The organism is Streptomyces sp. NPDC002446 (assembly GCF_053595675.1).
Window position 1 is genome coordinate 1 of the sequence record NZ_JBSFYC010000070.1, and the last position, 14,816, is coordinate 14,816.

The following is a 14,816-nucleotide window of genomic DNA, read 5'->3' on the forward strand; positions in this document are numbered from 1 at the left end:
CTTCGCGAGTCCAAATGGGCCAGAAAAAGATTTCGTAAATTGGTCGGATTCTCTGCAAGATCTTCTGTGCCCGCTCAGGGGTGCTGGGCACGATCGTGTCCGCGACCGGATCGGGGAAGACGATCACGCGGCTGCGTCGACGCTGGGGTGCTTCCCAGGCGGCCGGATCCTGGTCACCGTCCCAACCCTGGACCTACTCGCCCAGACCGCCGCGGCGTGGCGCCTGGCAGGCCACCGCTCCCCCATGATCGCTGTGTGCTCGCTGGAGAAGGATGAAGTCCTGGAGCGGCTCGGGCTACGCACCACCACCAACCCCATCCAGCTCACGCTGTGGACAGGGCGCGGACCTGTGGTCGTGGCGGCCACATACGCCTCCCTCGTCGACCGCCAGGACACCGACGCACCAATGGGGCAGGGACACGTCCGCGGGCCACCAGAGACCGCCCTAACAGGCGGAAAACACCTCTACGGACACCGAATGGACGGCTTCAACCTCGCCACCATCAACCAAGCACACGGAACCGGCAGGCAACCTCCGACAACCCGGGGCAGCAATCCACGACCGGCTCTGGCGACACCGCTGAGGCCGGTGCAAGAGATGGCCTCCACGCTGCGTCCAGCGATGTTTGAGTGACGGTCTGAAACTATGCGGCGTATCGCGCTGCGACGGGCCGGATGTCGGCATGGCTGGCAGGAATGTCGTCGTCACGGTGGCACCGACCACCTTGGGCTGGTCTTCCTGGCGTGCTCGCCCGGCATTGCTTCGCCGCTCGACGGCCCGGCACCCGCAACGACGACGACGGCTCTGGCCAGACAACGGACCGCGTGGAGCGGGGGCCGTGTGGAGCGAGGGCCGTGTGGAGCGAGGGCCGTGCGTCGCCGGCGCTGACGCCGGGCGCGATGCACGATTCGTGACGTCCTACCTCTGGGAGAACCTGTGACCAGCACGCCTGTAGGGACCACCGCGTCGCTCGCCGAGCTCTACGTGGCAATCCAGCAGTTCTACGCTGGCCAGATGCGCCGCCTGGACACCATGCAGGCCAACGAGTTCGCCGACACGTTCACCCAGGGCGGTGTCTTCGACAACCGTCCGGGCACCGCGCCGCTGACGGGCCGGCCGGCCATCGCCGAAGCGGTCCGCGCGTACCAGAAGACCCAGCAGCGCAGCGCCCCGGTGCAGCGGCGTCACTGGTTCAACATGCTGGAGATCTTCCCCCAGGACGACAGCACGATCCGCACCGAGTACTACGCCCTGGTGCTGGAGACCACGCCAGGTGACCGGACACCGCTGGTGGGGCCGAGCTGCTTCGTCAGCGACGTCCTGACGTATGAGGACGGTGAGCTGCGCACCAAGTGGCGCAAGGTGGTTCCCGACCACCTGGTGTGAACACGACGAGGGGCGGCTCCCGTTGGGCGGGTGCTGTGGTTCCGCGTGTGGGCAGCGGTGGTGCGGGGGGGGGTGCTCAGGCCAGGCAGGGGGGCCGGCCGCCGTGGAACGTGAACATGTCGTTCAACGCGGCCTCCATGTCCGTCACGGTCAGTCGCTCGTCCGGCGGCGTGCCGTGGTGTTCGGCGTAGGCACGGTGCACATTGGGCACCAGCCGCTCGGAGTCCAAGAGCTGTGCATACGGACCCAGCTCCGCCCCACGCGCAACCTCAATCGCTGACCTACCCGCAGCGGCCCCTGCCGAGGACGACCAGGGGCTGACGAACTACCTCAGCTGACCGACATGCTCCTGCCTGAGCCCAAGCGTCATCGACTGCCCACTGCTGCCGGCCTCTCAGATCAGCACGGGGGTCACGGGGGTCGGTCCGTTCACCGCCGACTCCCCAATGGCTGAGGCGAACGCACCCCCAGCCTCTTCAGTCACCCACAGGGGTGGTGCTGCACGCGCCGGCGAACTGCGGCCCGCACATGCAGCGTGGGTGGAGACATGGACGTACGAGTGGGTGGAGACATGGACGAACGAATCGACGAGCAGCACCTTGGCGAACCCGGTCTGCTGGTGCTCGACATCACCGCCGCCGATGAGGCAACCGCTCAGGCCGCGATAACGGACCTGAATGCGCTGTGGACGACTTTCGCAGTCGCCCGCGTGCGGCGCGTGCCCGGAGGGGTGGGCGTCCACGCCCGCGTATACGCGGCGGTTCCTCGCCCGGTTGGCCCTGGCGACACCGCCATGGCCGGTGCAGCGTCAAAGGCCGAGGCCGGATTCCGGACGACAGATGTAGCACGCCTCCACCCCGGCCATAAGCGCCTCCACGGCCTGTTCCCAAGTGAACGCTGAGCCTCTCGCCTTGAGCAACGGACGTTCTCGACACTCACCGGGAAGGTCATACGAGTCTGGTCAGCGTTTCAGTGGCTGCCTCATGCCGCTGATGCTGTGCCCCCTCCCCGAGGTGCAGGTCAACGTCCGGCGCAACTCAGCGCCGGTGCTGCACGACCGTGTCCAGGCGGCACACCGCCTGCACCGGCTCGGGAACCATTCCCCCGGATCCTGCGTGACCTCTTGACGTGTTGTCGGCTGATGGTGAGGGGACCGCATGAGAGCGCGGACGATGGTGAGCGTGGCGGTATCGGCCTGTGTGGCGCTGGTGGCGTGCGCATGCGGTCCGGACAAAGAGAAGGAGGATATGGACGCGAAGCCTTCGCAGCCGACCGCGTCCACGCGGGCCGAAGAGCCGTCGGCCACACCGTCCGAGCCCGCTCGGACTGAGAAGCCGCCGGCCGAGCCGACCGGCGACCGGCCCGCGCCCAGGACGAAGGAGGGCGCGATCCAGCGGTACGAGCAGTACCTCCACGCCCTGGGCCGTGAAGACATCGACATGGTCTGCGAAGTGGCCGGGCCCGCCGCGAAGAAGGCACAGAACCAGGGGCTCGGCCCGTGCACGTCGACGTACACCGCTGTGTTCCAGATGATCTCGGCCGCGCAGAAGAAGGCCCTGAAAACCGCGACGGTCGACACCCAGCGCATCGCCGTGCGCACACCCGAAAAGATCGAGATGCCGGTCGAAGCGGTCAGGGCCTCCGCCACCTTCTCCGAGAGCGACCTCGGCAACTACACCCTGGAGTACCTCAAGAACGATTGGTACATCACCGACTGAACCCAGCACGCCGCGCGCGGAGCCGCCCGACGGACGGCTCCGCGCCCACGCCACCCGGCGGCCAGTCGACCGGCGCCCGCCGACGACCTTCAGCCCGCACGCGCTGTCAGCTGTCTCCGCCCCGTGTCTGGCCGCGCCCGGCGCGCCCCGGGCCGGCCGCCGCCGACCGCGAGGCCGGTGGTCGCCGGTCGCCGTTCCCCGGGCGGCCTCCTGCGAATGTGTCTTCCGCCGAGCCCGTGCACCACACGTGTCACCCCGTCATGGCCGTTCTGGCTGCTTGTGGTTGCTTCTGGCTGCTTCTGGCTGCTTCTGGCTGCTTGAAATCGAACCGCACGCTCGCCACGCGCCGGAGGAAACCGCTGTGCACGACCTACCGATCGAAGCTCTCGAAGACCCTCAGATGGAGGCAACGCAAACCCCCATGCGCAACGGCTGTCTCTAGCGCAACGGGCCGCACCCCGGTGTAATCCGCTGGCCGCACGATGGCTGCATCCCTACCGTGGCCCCATGACCGGACTCCCTGTCCCCGTGCCCGGCGTAAGCGTCTGCGTGCTGATGAACCGCGGCTGCTGCGGGCCGTTCGCGCGCTTCGACGCAGACTTCGAACCTCCGGGCAGCGAAGGTGGACTGGAACTGCTGAGCGCTGTGACCGAGCAGCGGCTGCCCGCCGAATTCCTCCCGGCGATCCGGGAGGGCCTGGCGCAAGGGCTCGGCGGGGTGTCGGCCTCGGTACTGCTCACGGACGGCTACTTCCACGAGACGGACTCCTGGGCAAGCGCCTACCGGATCGGTGCGGAGCAGGCAGGCCGGGCAGCCCTCATCGGCGCGGGGCTGCTGCCGCCGGAGGAGGCCGGGGCGCTGCGCTGGGTGAGCTGGCCTGGCCGCCCAAAGCCCCGGCGCCCCAAGCGCGCACGCTGACCGCCCGCCGTGGCACCATCGCCGCCTCGTCGCGGCCTTGGGCAGGAGCCGGCGTGCAGGCCTAGGTGATGGTCACAGCGCTGGATTGAGCTTGGGCGGAGCTGGTCGGCATCTCACCCGTGGGTCAACCAGCAGTGCAAGGTCGGTCGGTTCACCTCGCATGTGCGGGGACCACCAGCGCCGGTGTATGGCGGAGTGCTGTCGGTGTACGCCCCGGTGTGCTCAGGCAGGTACACGGCTCCGTACCCAGCCGCGATCCGCGCGGACCTGACTCAGCGGAAGGGGAGGTGATGGCCGCGACGGTCCAGGTCGGGCGACCTGGTGCAGCTGCCATGCGAGCATGAGTGGCTGTGATCAAGACGCAGACGGTTACCAAGGAGCCAGTGTGAGACAGAACGTCGGAAGGGCGGTACCGCTGGCGGCTCTGGTGCTGCTGACCGCGTGCGGGGGTTCCGCGGGAGACGCCCATCCCTGCACTTTGACGGACACGCCCGCGGGGATCCGGGTGAAGGTCCACCCGCAATTGGCGAACAGGGTGGCCGACGCGACGCTTACGGCCTGTTGGGACGGCGCATGCCAAAAGCGCACACTGCGGCTGCGGGAGACCCTGTCGGAAGAACCGGCGACCCCAGGGAACCCCGTGATGACCACGGAATCCCCTACCGCCGCAGAAAGCCCGGCGGCGAGGAACGCCCAGACTCCCGAGCCCTCTATCTGGCCTGGCTTCGCGGTCGTACGTGACCTCCCAGGGAAGCCGATACGCGTCACGCTGGTGTTCAAGAACCAGCGGGGCGCCACCGTGCTCGACCGACAGATCAGTATCACCCCGCAGCCCACCTATCCCAACGGCCGCAACTGCTCGCCGGGCGGCCGTCAGGCACGCCTGACGGTCACGGGAGAGGGCTCGCTGATCCCACGCTGACCCTGCGCTCCACAACGGATTCGGGCCGGCGAGGCGCTGGGGCCGCCTGCGTCTCCCGGGCGTGGGACAGCCGCCGCTGTCCCAGGGCGGGCTGGATACGGGCGGGCGGGCTGGCTATCGGCTGACCCCAGCGCGCCGGCGTCAGCCGACAGTTCGCGAACAGCTGGTGGGCCAAGTGGTGCTCAAGGAAGTCAACCCCGTCACGCCGAAGGCTGAGGTGGGCTACTGGACGGCGGCACATGCGCGTGGGCGGAGAGTAGCTCCCCGCGCTCTGGAGGCGCTCACCAGCTGGGCCTTCGACACCTTCGGAGCCTACGGGCTGGAGCGTCTCGAACTCCTTCACCAGGTGGACAACCTGGCATCGTGCAGGGTTGCGCAGAAGAGCCGGTACGCACTCGGCAGCATCCTGCCCGCGGCGCCGCCTTCCTTCCCTCGCGATGGCCACCTGCACGTACGGCGGCTCTCAGCGGGCCACGGTGAGACATCTCTCCGAGGTGGCGGCCGCCTTGAACTGCGGCCTGACTCCGGAAGTGACGGTGCCGCCGCCGGCGCGGTCGATGCAACCGTGACAGAGCTGCCCGGCCCCGCCAGACCGGACAGCAGGAACCGGTGATCTGACGACGCTTCGAGTGCCAAGGTGACCCCTGACCCCCTCTTGCTTCGCGTCGTCTGCGACTCGAACAGTAGCCACGGCAAGTCCTGGGCGTGGTATGCGATAGCCGTGCCTTCCCCGACGAGGGGTCCCGACAAGCCCTCGCCCGGGAGCTGGGACTCAGTGAAACGGTCTTCGTCGACGATGCGGGCCGGAGCTTCGTGGACATCTACACGCCAGAGCTCCGAATACCGTTCGCCGGGTACCCGCTCGTCGGCGTGGCCTGGCTGCTCGGTCTGGTGAGGCTGGAGCTTCCTGTGGGGAGCATTCCTGTCGGCCGAGCCGGCGGCTTCACGTGGATCAATGCGCGAGCGGATGGGTTCCGCCGCGCACACTGCGATAGCACGGCAGCACGGTCTCCCCGTTCCATGACCGTGCCGACGCCCCGAGACCGCGACGGTCACAAGATCCGCCGGGCGGGCCCAGGCCGTCTCTTTCGGATCACTCTCACCGGCGTGCGATAGGTTGCCCGGCATGACTGAACTCGGGCCCGGCGCCTGGCCACCTGCCCCGATAGGGACCGAACGGCTCGTGCTCCGCGAGTCCGAGGCCCGGGACCGTGCGGCGTTCATCGAGTTGTTCGCATCGCCGGAGGTGGGCACCTACATCGGTGGGCCTCGGCCGTGTGATGAGCTCGAACGCGCGATGCCGGAGGTGCCCGGGCGGCGCCCGGGCCTTTTTGTGATCGAGCTCGACGGAGCGATGATCGGCATGATCACGCTCGATCGGCGGGACGCAGAGCATCCCGGTCATGTCCTTCCGGATGCCGGAGAGGCTCAGCTCGGCTACATGTTCCTGCCGGAGGCGTGGGGATGCGGGTACGCCGCCGAGGCGTGTGCAGCGGTACTCGACTGGTTCGCTGACACGCTTCCCGGCGAGCCGGTGGTGCTCTGCACTCAGACCGCCAACGACCGCGCGATGCGCCTTGCGGCGAAGCTGGGGTTCACCGAGGTGGAGCGGTTCGAGGAGTACGGCGCCGAGCAGTGGTTCGGCGTGTGGTCCTCGGTCACGCCGTCCGGTTGAGCTGGGCCGTTTCCTGAGGATCATCATCAACCGTTGGTTGATGTGTGTCGTTGGCTGATGCGGAGTCCACAGCCGGCTGCGTGGCCGCGAGTCCGGGGGTGATCTTGGCGGGGTGGCAACCGAGTACAGGTCTCAGCCCAGGGCGAGCCATCGGATGCCGAGATGTTCGATCTGCGCGGTCTCTGATTCGTCCAACGGCTCGCGTCCGGTGGCTTTGCGCAGGAAATGCGGATGGCTCCAACCCAATTTGTCGGCGGCCGCCATTTGCTGTGCGCCGAGAAGCAGCTCCAGTACGGCGTCACTGGCCGATGAGGTGAGCCAGGGTTCGCGTCCGAGTGCATCAGCCAGGTCGAGGCCGTGGACAGCGACTTCAACGACTCGGGTGAGCAGAAACTCCGACAAGAGCATGGCGTCACCACGACGCGTGAGCACGGTACGGCTGGCCCGCTGGACCCGGCACAGCCGGTCGGCTCGCCGCCAGATCGCGGCGAACTCGTCGGCAAAGGCGGCACCGTCCGCCGACTCTGCTGCCCGGTCCTGAGCCAGAGCGATCCAGCGCTCAGCGCGCGGGATTCGCTGCGGCGCAGACACGTCCGCCGATATTGGCCGTCCCGTTCCGTGGTGGCCTCTCCGAGGAGGGCAGTGGACAGTTTCCGGAGCTCCCTCGAAGTCCTATTGCGCCGAAACCGCGGTTCAGTGCCTGGTACGACCTGCGGGGGCTGACCGAGCACCTTGAACTCGCCAGGTAGAGCAGCGCGCCGCTCCAGAGAGGTGTGCTCCAGAGAGGTGTTTGGTCAGTCAGGCCGAGGCGTTCGAGGCGTTCGTAGGCGGCGGTCGCCGATTATGTTGGCAGCATCCACAATGAGCGCGGCAGAGGATTGGCGGAGGGGGCTTGCCGCCGGGGTCTGCAGCCCCCGGCAGGCGGATCCGTTGGTCAGCTCAGCCGGGCATCGGCGTAGAAGACCATCGCATCGCGCTGGTAGTCGACCAGCCCGTCGGCGATCTTGTCGTAGTTCGCGCGGAACTGCGGGTCATCGACGAAGTGCTGGCCCATCCCCTTGTAGGCGGCCGCGTTCGGGGTCCAGTACCGGCACACGAACTGGTACTGAGCGTCCACCTCGGCCTGCACCGCAGGATCGGCAACCGGTGTGCCGGCCGCCATGAACTCCGCCATGCGGATCATCTGCGCCGTCACCTCGCGCTGCCACTGTTCCGCGTCCTCGGCGGTCATCTTCTCGACGGCCTGCCGGGACTCCTCCCACGCCTGCGGCCACCGCTCCTGGACCTCGGCATCGGTCTCGGGGCTGGAGGGCTCGAAGCCCTCGAACAGGTTCTCCGGCCTGTTGATCTTCACCATGTCGTTGTTGTCCTTGCCTTCCTCGAGTTCGGCGATGGTGCGGCCGACCGTACGGGCGAGCGTCTCCAGCCGGTCCCGTTCCGCGAGCAGCCGTTGGTGATGCTCGCGGAGCACAGCCACCTGATCGACCTGGCTCTCCAGGACCGCCCGGATCTCGCGCAGCCCCACGTCCAGCTCACGCATCAGCAGGATCTGCTGCAACCGCAGCAGATCGGCCTCCTCGTAGTAGCGGTGCCCGTTGCTCCCGATCCACGCCGGCGGCAGCAAGCCGATCTCGTCGTAGTGCCGCAGTGTCCGGGACGTCACCCCGGACATCCGGGCCACGTCCGCGATCGACCAAGCCATTGCCCTGCCTCCCATCGCCGGGCCGGTCTTTCCGGCCCCAGAGAAGACCGTAGAAGTTGACGCAGCGGAATGCGCAAGTCGGAGACTGGCGGCAGGCACCCTTTGGTGGCGCTCCGTGTGGCACCGTTCAGAACGTTGAGAGCGACGTTGAGATCGACGTTCAGAACGCTGAGGGGGGCGTCTTCAAAGCCCTCGGCGGTCTCCTTGGGGCAGAGCCGGGCTGGGCGCCCTCAGGAGTCCCTCGGTACTCGACGGGCGTGAGCCGAGGGCTGTCGGTGGATTGTCAGCGGAGCCATAGCCGGATCGCGGCGAGGGTGACCGTGCCGTGAAAGACGTACGCTCTCTTGTCGTATCTGGTGACCACTCTGGTGGCCACGGCAAGTGAGGCTCCAGTCGAGCCCACTCCGCGTCCGACGGATCACCCCGCCCCGCACCAAGCGGAACGACCTGCGGAACGACCTGCGGAACGACCGGTTGTCGGACCCCGTCATCCGACCCAATGGACAGGCCCTGGGGTGTCGTCCAGCGCTCGCTCGCTTCGGCCCCAGGACCACGGGTGAGTCCAAGGCCTGCTGCTGTCGATCTGCCAGAACACGTTGGCTGATGCCTTGCGTGCCGCCGGCGTACCGGGGGTCTCATCCTGGTTGTTGGGGCGGGCGGGGCGCGTGTGTGCCGCCTGTGCCTCGTAGTACGGCATCGACGAAGCGTCCGCGGGGGGGGCGGCGTTGTGGGCGAACCACTGCCCGAGCCGGTGGTCGGCTTCTGGGTAGGTGAGCCGGGCGAAGCTCGATCGGGATGTGCCCAGGGCGGCGGCGACGGCTTAGGTGACGGCTGGCGGGATCACCGCGTCGTTGGCCGGTGTGGCCAGTACGGCGCGGGTGGACAGGGGGCGGTGGGATCGGAAGACCTCCAGAGCCGACGACGTTCGCCAGCTCTCCGGAGCGCGGATGATCTCGGTGAAGCCCGCGCGGAAGGGGACGGTCCATGCGCGGGCGGCGTAGACCGCCGGTGCGCACAGCCCGATGGCGGCCACCCGTGAGCCGTAGTGTGCGACCAGGTCGGCGACGGTCTGTCCGCTCATGTTCATGCTGAATCCGATCAGTACGAGGCCGATCTCGGCGGGAACGCAGTGTGTCGATCACGGCACGGGCCTGGTGGAAGCGGCGCTGCAGGCTGAGGTCTTCGAGGGTGCCGGAGCTGTCACCGCGTCCGGAGAAGTCGTAGGCCAGGGCGTGGTGTCCGCGGGCGGCGAAGTCCGTCATCAGGCCGGTGAGGCGTGTCTTGTCGCTGGTGCCGGCGCCGTGCAGCAGGACGGCCGTAGGGCAGGTGCGCGGGCCCGCGGCCATCCTCACGGCATCGGCCCTTGCGCAACTGAGGGATTCACCGTCGCAGTTCACCGTGAGCGTACGGAGCCGGCCAGGGTGCGGGCTCACGTCGTGGTTGTCGGTCATACCGCCTCGGCCTCCAGACGAGCGGGGGCCGGGTGGGGTGACCGCAGGATGCCGGCGAGGCAGGCGGCGATGACACAGCACGCCACGGGGAGGAGGAACGTGAGGTTGAGCGGCAGGACGTGGGTCAGCGGGCCGATGACGGCGGGCCCGGCGAGCATGCCGAGGTAACCGAGTCCGGCGACGCGGGAGACATTGACGCCGGCAGCGTCCTGGTCGGAATGGCCGGCGGCGCTGAGGAGTTGGGGAACGCAGCCGGACAGTCCTGCCCCGAAGACGGCCCAGCCGGCCAGGGCCAGGGGGATCCAGGGCGAGAGGGCCGCGGCTGCCAGTCCGAGTGCGGCGACGGATGCGCCGTAGCGGAGGATGGCCACGGGGCCGAGGCGCGCGGTGGCCCGGTCGGCGAGGAGTCGGCCGACGGTCATGGCGGTGGCGAAGGCCCCGTAGGCGAGGGCGGCGGTGGCGGCGGTCGCGTCGAGGACCTGGCGCAGATGGAGGGTGCTCCAGTCGTTCGCCACGCCTTCGCACAGCATGATCATCAATGCCAGCGCGGCCAGCATCCAGATGCGCCGGGGTGTCCTTTGGCGGGTCTTCGTGGCAGGGGTGACGTCGTCCAAGGGGCGGACGGCGTCGTGGCGCAGCAGTGCGGGGGCCGCGAGCGCGGCGACGGCCAGGCCGCCGAGCGCCACCGCGCCGAGCGTTACCGCGGGGCTCCAGCCCAGGCTGAGCGTACGGGATCCCGCCAGCGCAGCGAGGACACCGCCGATGGAGAAGGCGGCGTGGAAGGCGGACATGACGGGTCGCCGGTAAGCGCGCTCGACCTGGACGGCATGGGCGTTCATGCTGACATCCAGGCAGCCGTTGCCGACGCCGAGCGCCAGGAGCGCGGCCCCCAGCGTCCAGACGTTCGCCGCCAGGCCGGGCAGGACCACGGCCGCGCTGCACAGTGCCGCGCTCAGCGGGACGACGGTGCGGGCCCCGAAGCGGTCCGTGAGCGGTCCGACGGCTTGCATGCCGGCGAAGGCTCCCGCGCCCAGGAGCAGCAGGAGCCAGCCGAGCACGGCATGGCTGATTCCTGCGCGGTGCTCGATGCCGGGGATGTGGACGACCCACATCCCCATGAGGAAGCCGTTGAGAGAGAAGTAGGCGAAGGTGGCGAGCCGACCGGCCCGCAGGTCTTGTTCCATGCATCGAACATATAGAACACAATCCTCTTTCGAAAGATTGTCTTTCGAACAGCATTGATGTTCAATCTGGGTATGGCTGGTACAGATCGACTCAGGCAGATCACCGACGCCGTACGGGAAGCCGGCAGCATCGGCGTCGCGGAACTGGCCGGGCTCACCGGAGCCTCGGAGATGACCGTCCGTCGCGACCTCGAAGTCCTGGCCGCGCAAGGGGTGCTGGAGCGCTATCGAGGGGGAGCCAGGAGCCTGCTGCTGCGCGGTGAGGAGCCGCCCTTCGCGCTGCGGGCCCAGGAGGGCCTGGAGGCCAAGCGGCGTATCGCCGCCGAGGCCGCTCGGCTGATCGCCGACGGCGAGTCCGTCGCCCTCGACAGCGGCACCACGTGCTTGGAGGTGGCCCGCGCCCTGGAGCACCGACGGCTGACCGTGCTGCCGCTGTCCCTGCACGCCGTGAACGCGCTGACTGGAGCCCCGCAGCTGACTCTGCTGGTCCCCGGCGGCCGACCGCGGCCGGGCGAGCTGGCGCTGACCGGCCCCCTCACCGCGGCGTCGCTGGCCGCCCTGCGTTTCGACACCGCGATCATCGGCTGCTGCGGACTGGACGCGGACAACGGCCTGACCGCCTATGACCTGGACGACGCCGCCGTCAAGCGTGCGGCGATCGCCTCCTCCCGCCGGGTCATCGCTGTCGCGGAAGCCGCCAAGTTCTCGCGTACCGCCCTCGGTTTCGTCGCCCCGGCCTCTGCGTTGCACGCCGTCGTCACGGACGAGTCCGCTCCCGACGACCAGACCGACCGGCTGAGCACGGCGGGCGTGACCGTACGGAAGGTGTGAGGACCTCATGACCGGCACCGTGCTTCTCTTCGATCTCTTCGGCGTCATCGCGCGCCACCAGTCCGCCGAGGGCAAGGACCGGATCGTCCGGGCGGCGGGCATACCCGCGCCCGATCTCTGGGACGCCTACTGGACGGTGCGTCCGCCATACGACCGCGGTGAGGTGAACGGCCCCGGCTACTGGCGCAGGGTGGCCAAGACGCTGGGCACCCGCTTCGACGACCACCTGATCGAGCGCCTCGTCGCGGCCGACATCGCCAGTTGGAGTGGCGTCGACGACGCCATGGTCGATCTCATCGAGGAACTCGCCGCGCAGGACCGGCGGATCGCGCTCCTGTCCAACATCCCCGAAGAGTTGGCCGGCCACTACGAAGCACACCACGCATGGCTCAAACGCTTTGAGGTATGCGCCTTGTCCTGCCGCATCGGCCGGGCCAAACCCGACCCGGACGCCTACCGGTGGTGCCAACGTGCCCTGCGTGTGCCGCCGGACCGCGTCCTTTTCGTCGACGACCGTCAAGACAACATCCGGGCAGCCGAGGCCGTCGGCATGCGGGGGCACCTCTTCACCACCTCGGCCCGGCTGCGAGCACACCTCGGCCAGAGCTACGCCAAGCCATCCCGGCCATAGCGCTACGCCAAGCCATCTCGGCCATAACGCTCCGCTCCGCCACGGGCCCCGTCGGGACGGGTTCTGCGCGCAAATCAGGAGCGCCGCGGTGAAGCCGTCCGCGGCGCGGTGAAGCCGTCCGGCCGACCTCGCCACCCGCAGTCCCCGTGCACGGGGCGGACCGCTGACCCCGCGGCCGCAGCGGAACCCCAGATCTACCAAGGCACGATCTGCCCCTGGTAATCAAGGAAGTGGAGGCCGGGCTCCCCCCGGTGGCGCTCGATCGTCTCGGCCACCCCGGGAATGCTCTCCTCCACACTGAGATCGGCGTCGGGTCCGCCGAGTTCGGTGCGGACCCAGCCCGGGTCCATGAGCAGCAGCGTCCGCGTGTCCTCGGCGTGGCGGGCGGCGTAGCTGCGCATCAACTGGTTCAGGGCGGACTTGCTGGCTCGGTAGAGGTCCTGCCCGCCTTCGGTGTTCAGAGCGATGCTTCCCTGATCGGAGGACATGACGCCGATGGTCCCGGTCAGCGTGACCAGCGGGCCGAGGGTCTCCACGACACGCATCGGGCTGAGCGCGTTGGTGATCATGACTTCGGTGAACATGTCCGTCGGCACTTCGCCGATCGGTAAATCGCCGCGTGTGATGGCCGCGTTGACGAAGAGCAGGTCGAGGGTGCGCCGTGCAAGTCGGTCGCGCAGCGCCGAGATCTGCTCCGCCTCGGTCATCTCCAGTGACTCGATGGTCAGCCGCCCTCCGGAGGCTTCGGCCAGGTCGTGGAGCCCGGTGCGTCGGCTGCCGCGGACCGTGCCGATGACGTCCCAGTCGCGGCGGAGGTACTCGGCGGCGAGCCCGAGGCCCAGGGCACGTGAAGCCCCGATGATGACGGCTGTCTTGCGGGTGCTGGTCATGTGATTCCTCTCGGGGCAAGCGTCAGGACGTTCGTGAAGCGTCATTCACAGCCGTCGTCGGCCGGCGAAGTGACTGTGGCGATCACGCTGCAAGTCTCCGAGTAAGGAGCTGGGATGTCCGCTGTTCACGCGGTCCACGCGCAGCGTTGAGCTGACCGCCGCGGGGAAACAGCTGTATGACGAGGCGTCAAGAATCACCACGGTGGTGGACGTGACACTGCGGCGCGTGCGCGAAGCGCAGCGGGGCGAGCAGCGGCTCGTCGTCGGCTTCTCGCCCGGTCTGCACGTGTCGGACGCGGTCCGGTCGTTCACGGCGAGCTATCCGACGGTCGAGATCGATGTCTTTCCGCTGCGCTGGTGGGAACGGGACGCGCCTCACCGATCCTCGACGGCAGGACGCGGCGGACGTCCTCGCTGGAGGAGAAGTTCGAGCTCATCGCCTCCGGCCAGGGCATCGCGCTCGTCCCCGTCAGCATCGCGGGCTCGTACTCCCGGCCCGACCTCGTCTACCTGACGGTCGCGGACGCCCTGCCTGTCGAGACGTGCCTGGCGGCACCGGCGAGCAGCTGCGCCGGCTCCGTAGTGGACTTGCTGGACATCGCCACTGCAACGCTACGCGGACACTCCGGCGATTCGGAGAGAGGGGGAAGGAGACCAGTTGACCGCCTGCGGGTCATCACGTCCGGTACCGGCGGCAATTCCCACGAGGCGCGGATCGAGCACGTCACCGACGGCGATCTGTGCACCTGCGTCACCCAAGGGTGCGACGAGCATCGAACGAGTGGAACCCTTGGGTGCGCACAGGTACCCCCCACCGCTCCGTCGCCGTAAAGGTGATAAGTCACCGACCCTCGTGTCATCGGCCGACTACTGTACGGACACACCGTGCTGTCCATCGCGGTACCTGAGGAGGAATCCTGTGTCATCGCCCTACGGCCCCCAGCACGCTCCCGCCGGCGATGTGGGCGCAGCACTCATGATGATCGACTCTCGGCTCAAAAGCATCCGCGACGGCAGGACCGGGATCGACCCCGAACAACAGGCGCTTATCGACCAGTTCACTGCGTCACTGGGCCCCAAGGAAGCCAATGACGTGCTGGATGGCGCGTGCACACTGATCTTCCTGTTCATGAAGTGGCTGCGGGAGGCTCACGAGGACCACGGCAAGGACGTCATCGAGTACGTGGTGCCCAACCTCGTGGCCACGATGCGGATGATGCCCAAGAGCGTCCGCCCCGAGGCCGTCCCCACCATGGTCGGCCTGGTCGTCGCCGCGGGCACCGGCCTGAGCCCCAACCTGTGGCGCAAGCAGTACGGAGACTGGACCGAGGAGGAGATGACTCCCCTGGAAGTCACCGCCTTCCTGCTCGCGGAGCACATCAACCGCATCACCGACGACCCCGACTTCGCCACCCGCATGATCGCCGAAGCTCTGTCCAGCGCGGCCGAAGACTGACGGTTCGATTCTCGGACCGCTCCGCCCCTCGGCCGACCAGCCGACCAGCCG

General features: G+C 68.4%; 17 protein-coding genes and 3 pseudogenes. 13 read left to right on the forward strand and 7 right to left on the reverse strand.

What is annotated here, in order from left to right:
• Window positions 1-39: 39 nt before the first annotated feature.
• Window positions 40-563, forward strand: a pseudogene (locus ACWD6P_RS29815) (DEAD/DEAH box helicase family protein); the annotation flags it as partial.
• A 374-nt stretch (window positions 564-937) separates the two neighbouring features.
• Window positions 938-1,387: a nuclear transport factor 2 family protein gene (locus ACWD6P_RS29820; RefSeq protein ID WP_451447281.1), complete on the forward strand. Its 450-nt coding sequence runs from the start codon at window positions 938-940 to the stop codon at window positions 1,385-1,387.
• Window positions 1,388-1,463: 76 nt separating this feature from the next.
• Here ACWD6P_RS29820 and ACWD6P_RS29825 read toward each other — a convergent pair whose 3' ends face one another.
• A complete protein-coding gene (locus ACWD6P_RS29825) occupies window positions 1,464-1,616 on the reverse strand; it encodes a hypothetical protein (RefSeq protein WP_451447282.1) in 153 nt (50 codons plus the stop codon).
• Between the two features lie 342 nt (window positions 1,617-1,958).
• Between ACWD6P_RS29825 and ACWD6P_RS29830 the strand changes: the two are divergent.
• Window positions 1,959-2,141, forward strand: a pseudogene (locus tag ACWD6P_RS29830) (DUF6207 family protein); the annotation flags it as partial.
• Window positions 2,142-2,195: 54 nt separating this feature from the next.
• Here the strand turns inward: ACWD6P_RS29830 and ACWD6P_RS29835 are convergent.
• Entirely contained in the window at window positions 2,196-2,264 is a 69-nt protein-coding gene (locus ACWD6P_RS29835) for a hypothetical protein (RefSeq protein WP_451447313.1), read from the reverse strand.
• A 304-nt stretch (window positions 2,265-2,568) separates the two neighbouring features.
• On the opposite strand from ACWD6P_RS29835, the gene ACWD6P_RS29840 reads away from it, so the two are divergent.
• The 6 genes and pseudogenes from ACWD6P_RS29840 (at window position 2,569) to ACWD6P_RS29865 (ending at window position 6,620) form a co-directional block, all read left to right on the forward strand.
• Window positions 2,569-3,105, forward strand: coding sequence for a hypothetical protein (locus tag ACWD6P_RS29840; protein WP_451447283.1), 537 nt, complete (start codon window positions 2,569-2,571; stop codon window positions 3,103-3,105).
• Between the two features lie 507 nt (window positions 3,106-3,612).
• Window positions 3,613-4,023 (forward strand): hypothetical protein, encoded by a 411-nt coding sequence (locus ACWD6P_RS29845; RefSeq protein ID WP_451447284.1) that lies wholly within the window; start codon window positions 3,613-3,615, stop codon window positions 4,021-4,023.
• 643 nt (window positions 4,024-4,666) lie between these two features.
• Entirely contained in the window at window positions 4,667-4,945 is a 279-nt protein-coding gene (locus ACWD6P_RS29850) for a hypothetical protein (RefSeq protein ID WP_451447285.1), read from the forward strand.
• A 142-nt stretch (window positions 4,946-5,087) separates the two neighbouring features.
• Window positions 5,088-5,414 (forward strand): annotated as a pseudogene (locus ACWD6P_RS29855) (GNAT family N-acetyltransferase); the annotation flags it as partial.
• A 236-nt stretch (window positions 5,415-5,650) separates the two neighbouring features.
• Window positions 5,651-6,061: a PhzF family phenazine biosynthesis protein gene (locus ACWD6P_RS29860; RefSeq protein ID WP_451447286.1), complete on the forward strand. Its 411-nt coding sequence runs from the start codon at window positions 5,651-5,653 to the stop codon at window positions 6,059-6,061.
• Window positions 6,062-6,071: 10 nt separating this feature from the next.
• Complete coding sequence (locus ACWD6P_RS29865) at window positions 6,072-6,620, forward strand: GNAT family N-acetyltransferase (protein WP_451447314.1); 549 nt, start codon at window positions 6,072-6,074, stop codon at window positions 6,618-6,620.
• Between the two features lie 132 nt (window positions 6,621-6,752).
• Here the strand turns inward: ACWD6P_RS29865 and ACWD6P_RS29870 are convergent, their stop codons facing one another.
• From ACWD6P_RS29870 to ACWD6P_RS29885, 4 genes are all read right to left on the reverse strand, one after another.
• A complete protein-coding gene (locus ACWD6P_RS29870) occupies window positions 6,753-7,211 on the reverse strand; it encodes a hypothetical protein (RefSeq protein ID WP_451447287.1) in 459 nt (152 codons plus the stop codon).
• Between the two features lie 343 nt (window positions 7,212-7,554).
• Entirely contained in the window at window positions 7,555-8,322 is a 768-nt protein-coding gene (locus ACWD6P_RS29875) for a MerR family transcriptional regulator (RefSeq protein WP_451447288.1), read from the reverse strand.
• Window positions 8,323-9,142: 820 nt separating this feature from the next.
• Complete coding sequence (locus ACWD6P_RS29880; protein WP_451447289.1) at window positions 9,143-9,403, reverse strand: hypothetical protein; 261 nt, start codon at window positions 9,401-9,403, stop codon at window positions 9,143-9,145.
• A 366-nt stretch (window positions 9,404-9,769) separates the two neighbouring features.
• On the reverse strand, window positions 9,770-10,957 hold the full coding sequence (locus tag ACWD6P_RS29885; protein WP_451447290.1) for an MFS transporter: 1,188 nt from the start codon (window positions 10,955-10,957) through the stop codon (window positions 9,770-9,772).
• A 72-nt stretch (window positions 10,958-11,029) separates the two neighbouring features.
• Here ACWD6P_RS29885 and ACWD6P_RS29890 point away from each other — a divergent pair, with 72 nt between their 5' ends.
• A complete protein-coding gene (locus ACWD6P_RS29890; protein WP_451447291.1) occupies window positions 11,030-11,788 on the forward strand; it encodes a DeoR/GlpR family DNA-binding transcription regulator in 759 nt (252 codons plus the stop codon).
• Window positions 11,789-11,795: 7 nt separating this feature from the next.
• The gene (locus ACWD6P_RS29895) at window positions 11,796-12,419 is read left to right on the forward strand and encodes an HAD family hydrolase (protein ID WP_451447292.1); all 624 of its coding nucleotides are present in this window, start codon (window positions 11,796-11,798) and stop codon (window positions 12,417-12,419) included.
• A 194-nt stretch (window positions 12,420-12,613) separates the two neighbouring features.
• Here the strand turns inward: ACWD6P_RS29895 and ACWD6P_RS29900 are convergent, their stop codons facing one another.
• Window positions 12,614-13,309 (reverse strand): SDR family NAD(P)-dependent oxidoreductase, encoded by a 696-nt coding sequence (locus ACWD6P_RS29900; protein WP_451447293.1) that lies wholly within the window; start codon window positions 13,307-13,309, stop codon window positions 12,614-12,616.
• A 357-nt stretch (window positions 13,310-13,666) separates the two neighbouring features.
• Between ACWD6P_RS29900 and ACWD6P_RS29905 the strand changes: the two genes are divergently transcribed.
• Both ACWD6P_RS29905 and ACWD6P_RS29910 read left to right on the forward strand, forming a co-directional pair.
• Entirely contained in the window at window positions 13,667-14,140 is a 474-nt protein-coding gene (locus ACWD6P_RS29905; protein WP_451447294.1) for a hypothetical protein, read from the forward strand.
• Window positions 14,141-14,228: 88 nt separating this feature from the next.
• Window positions 14,229-14,765: a hypothetical protein gene (locus tag ACWD6P_RS29910; protein WP_451447295.1), complete on the forward strand. Its 537-nt coding sequence runs from the start codon at window positions 14,229-14,231 to the stop codon at window positions 14,763-14,765.
• Window positions 14,766-14,816: the final 51 nt, after the last annotated feature.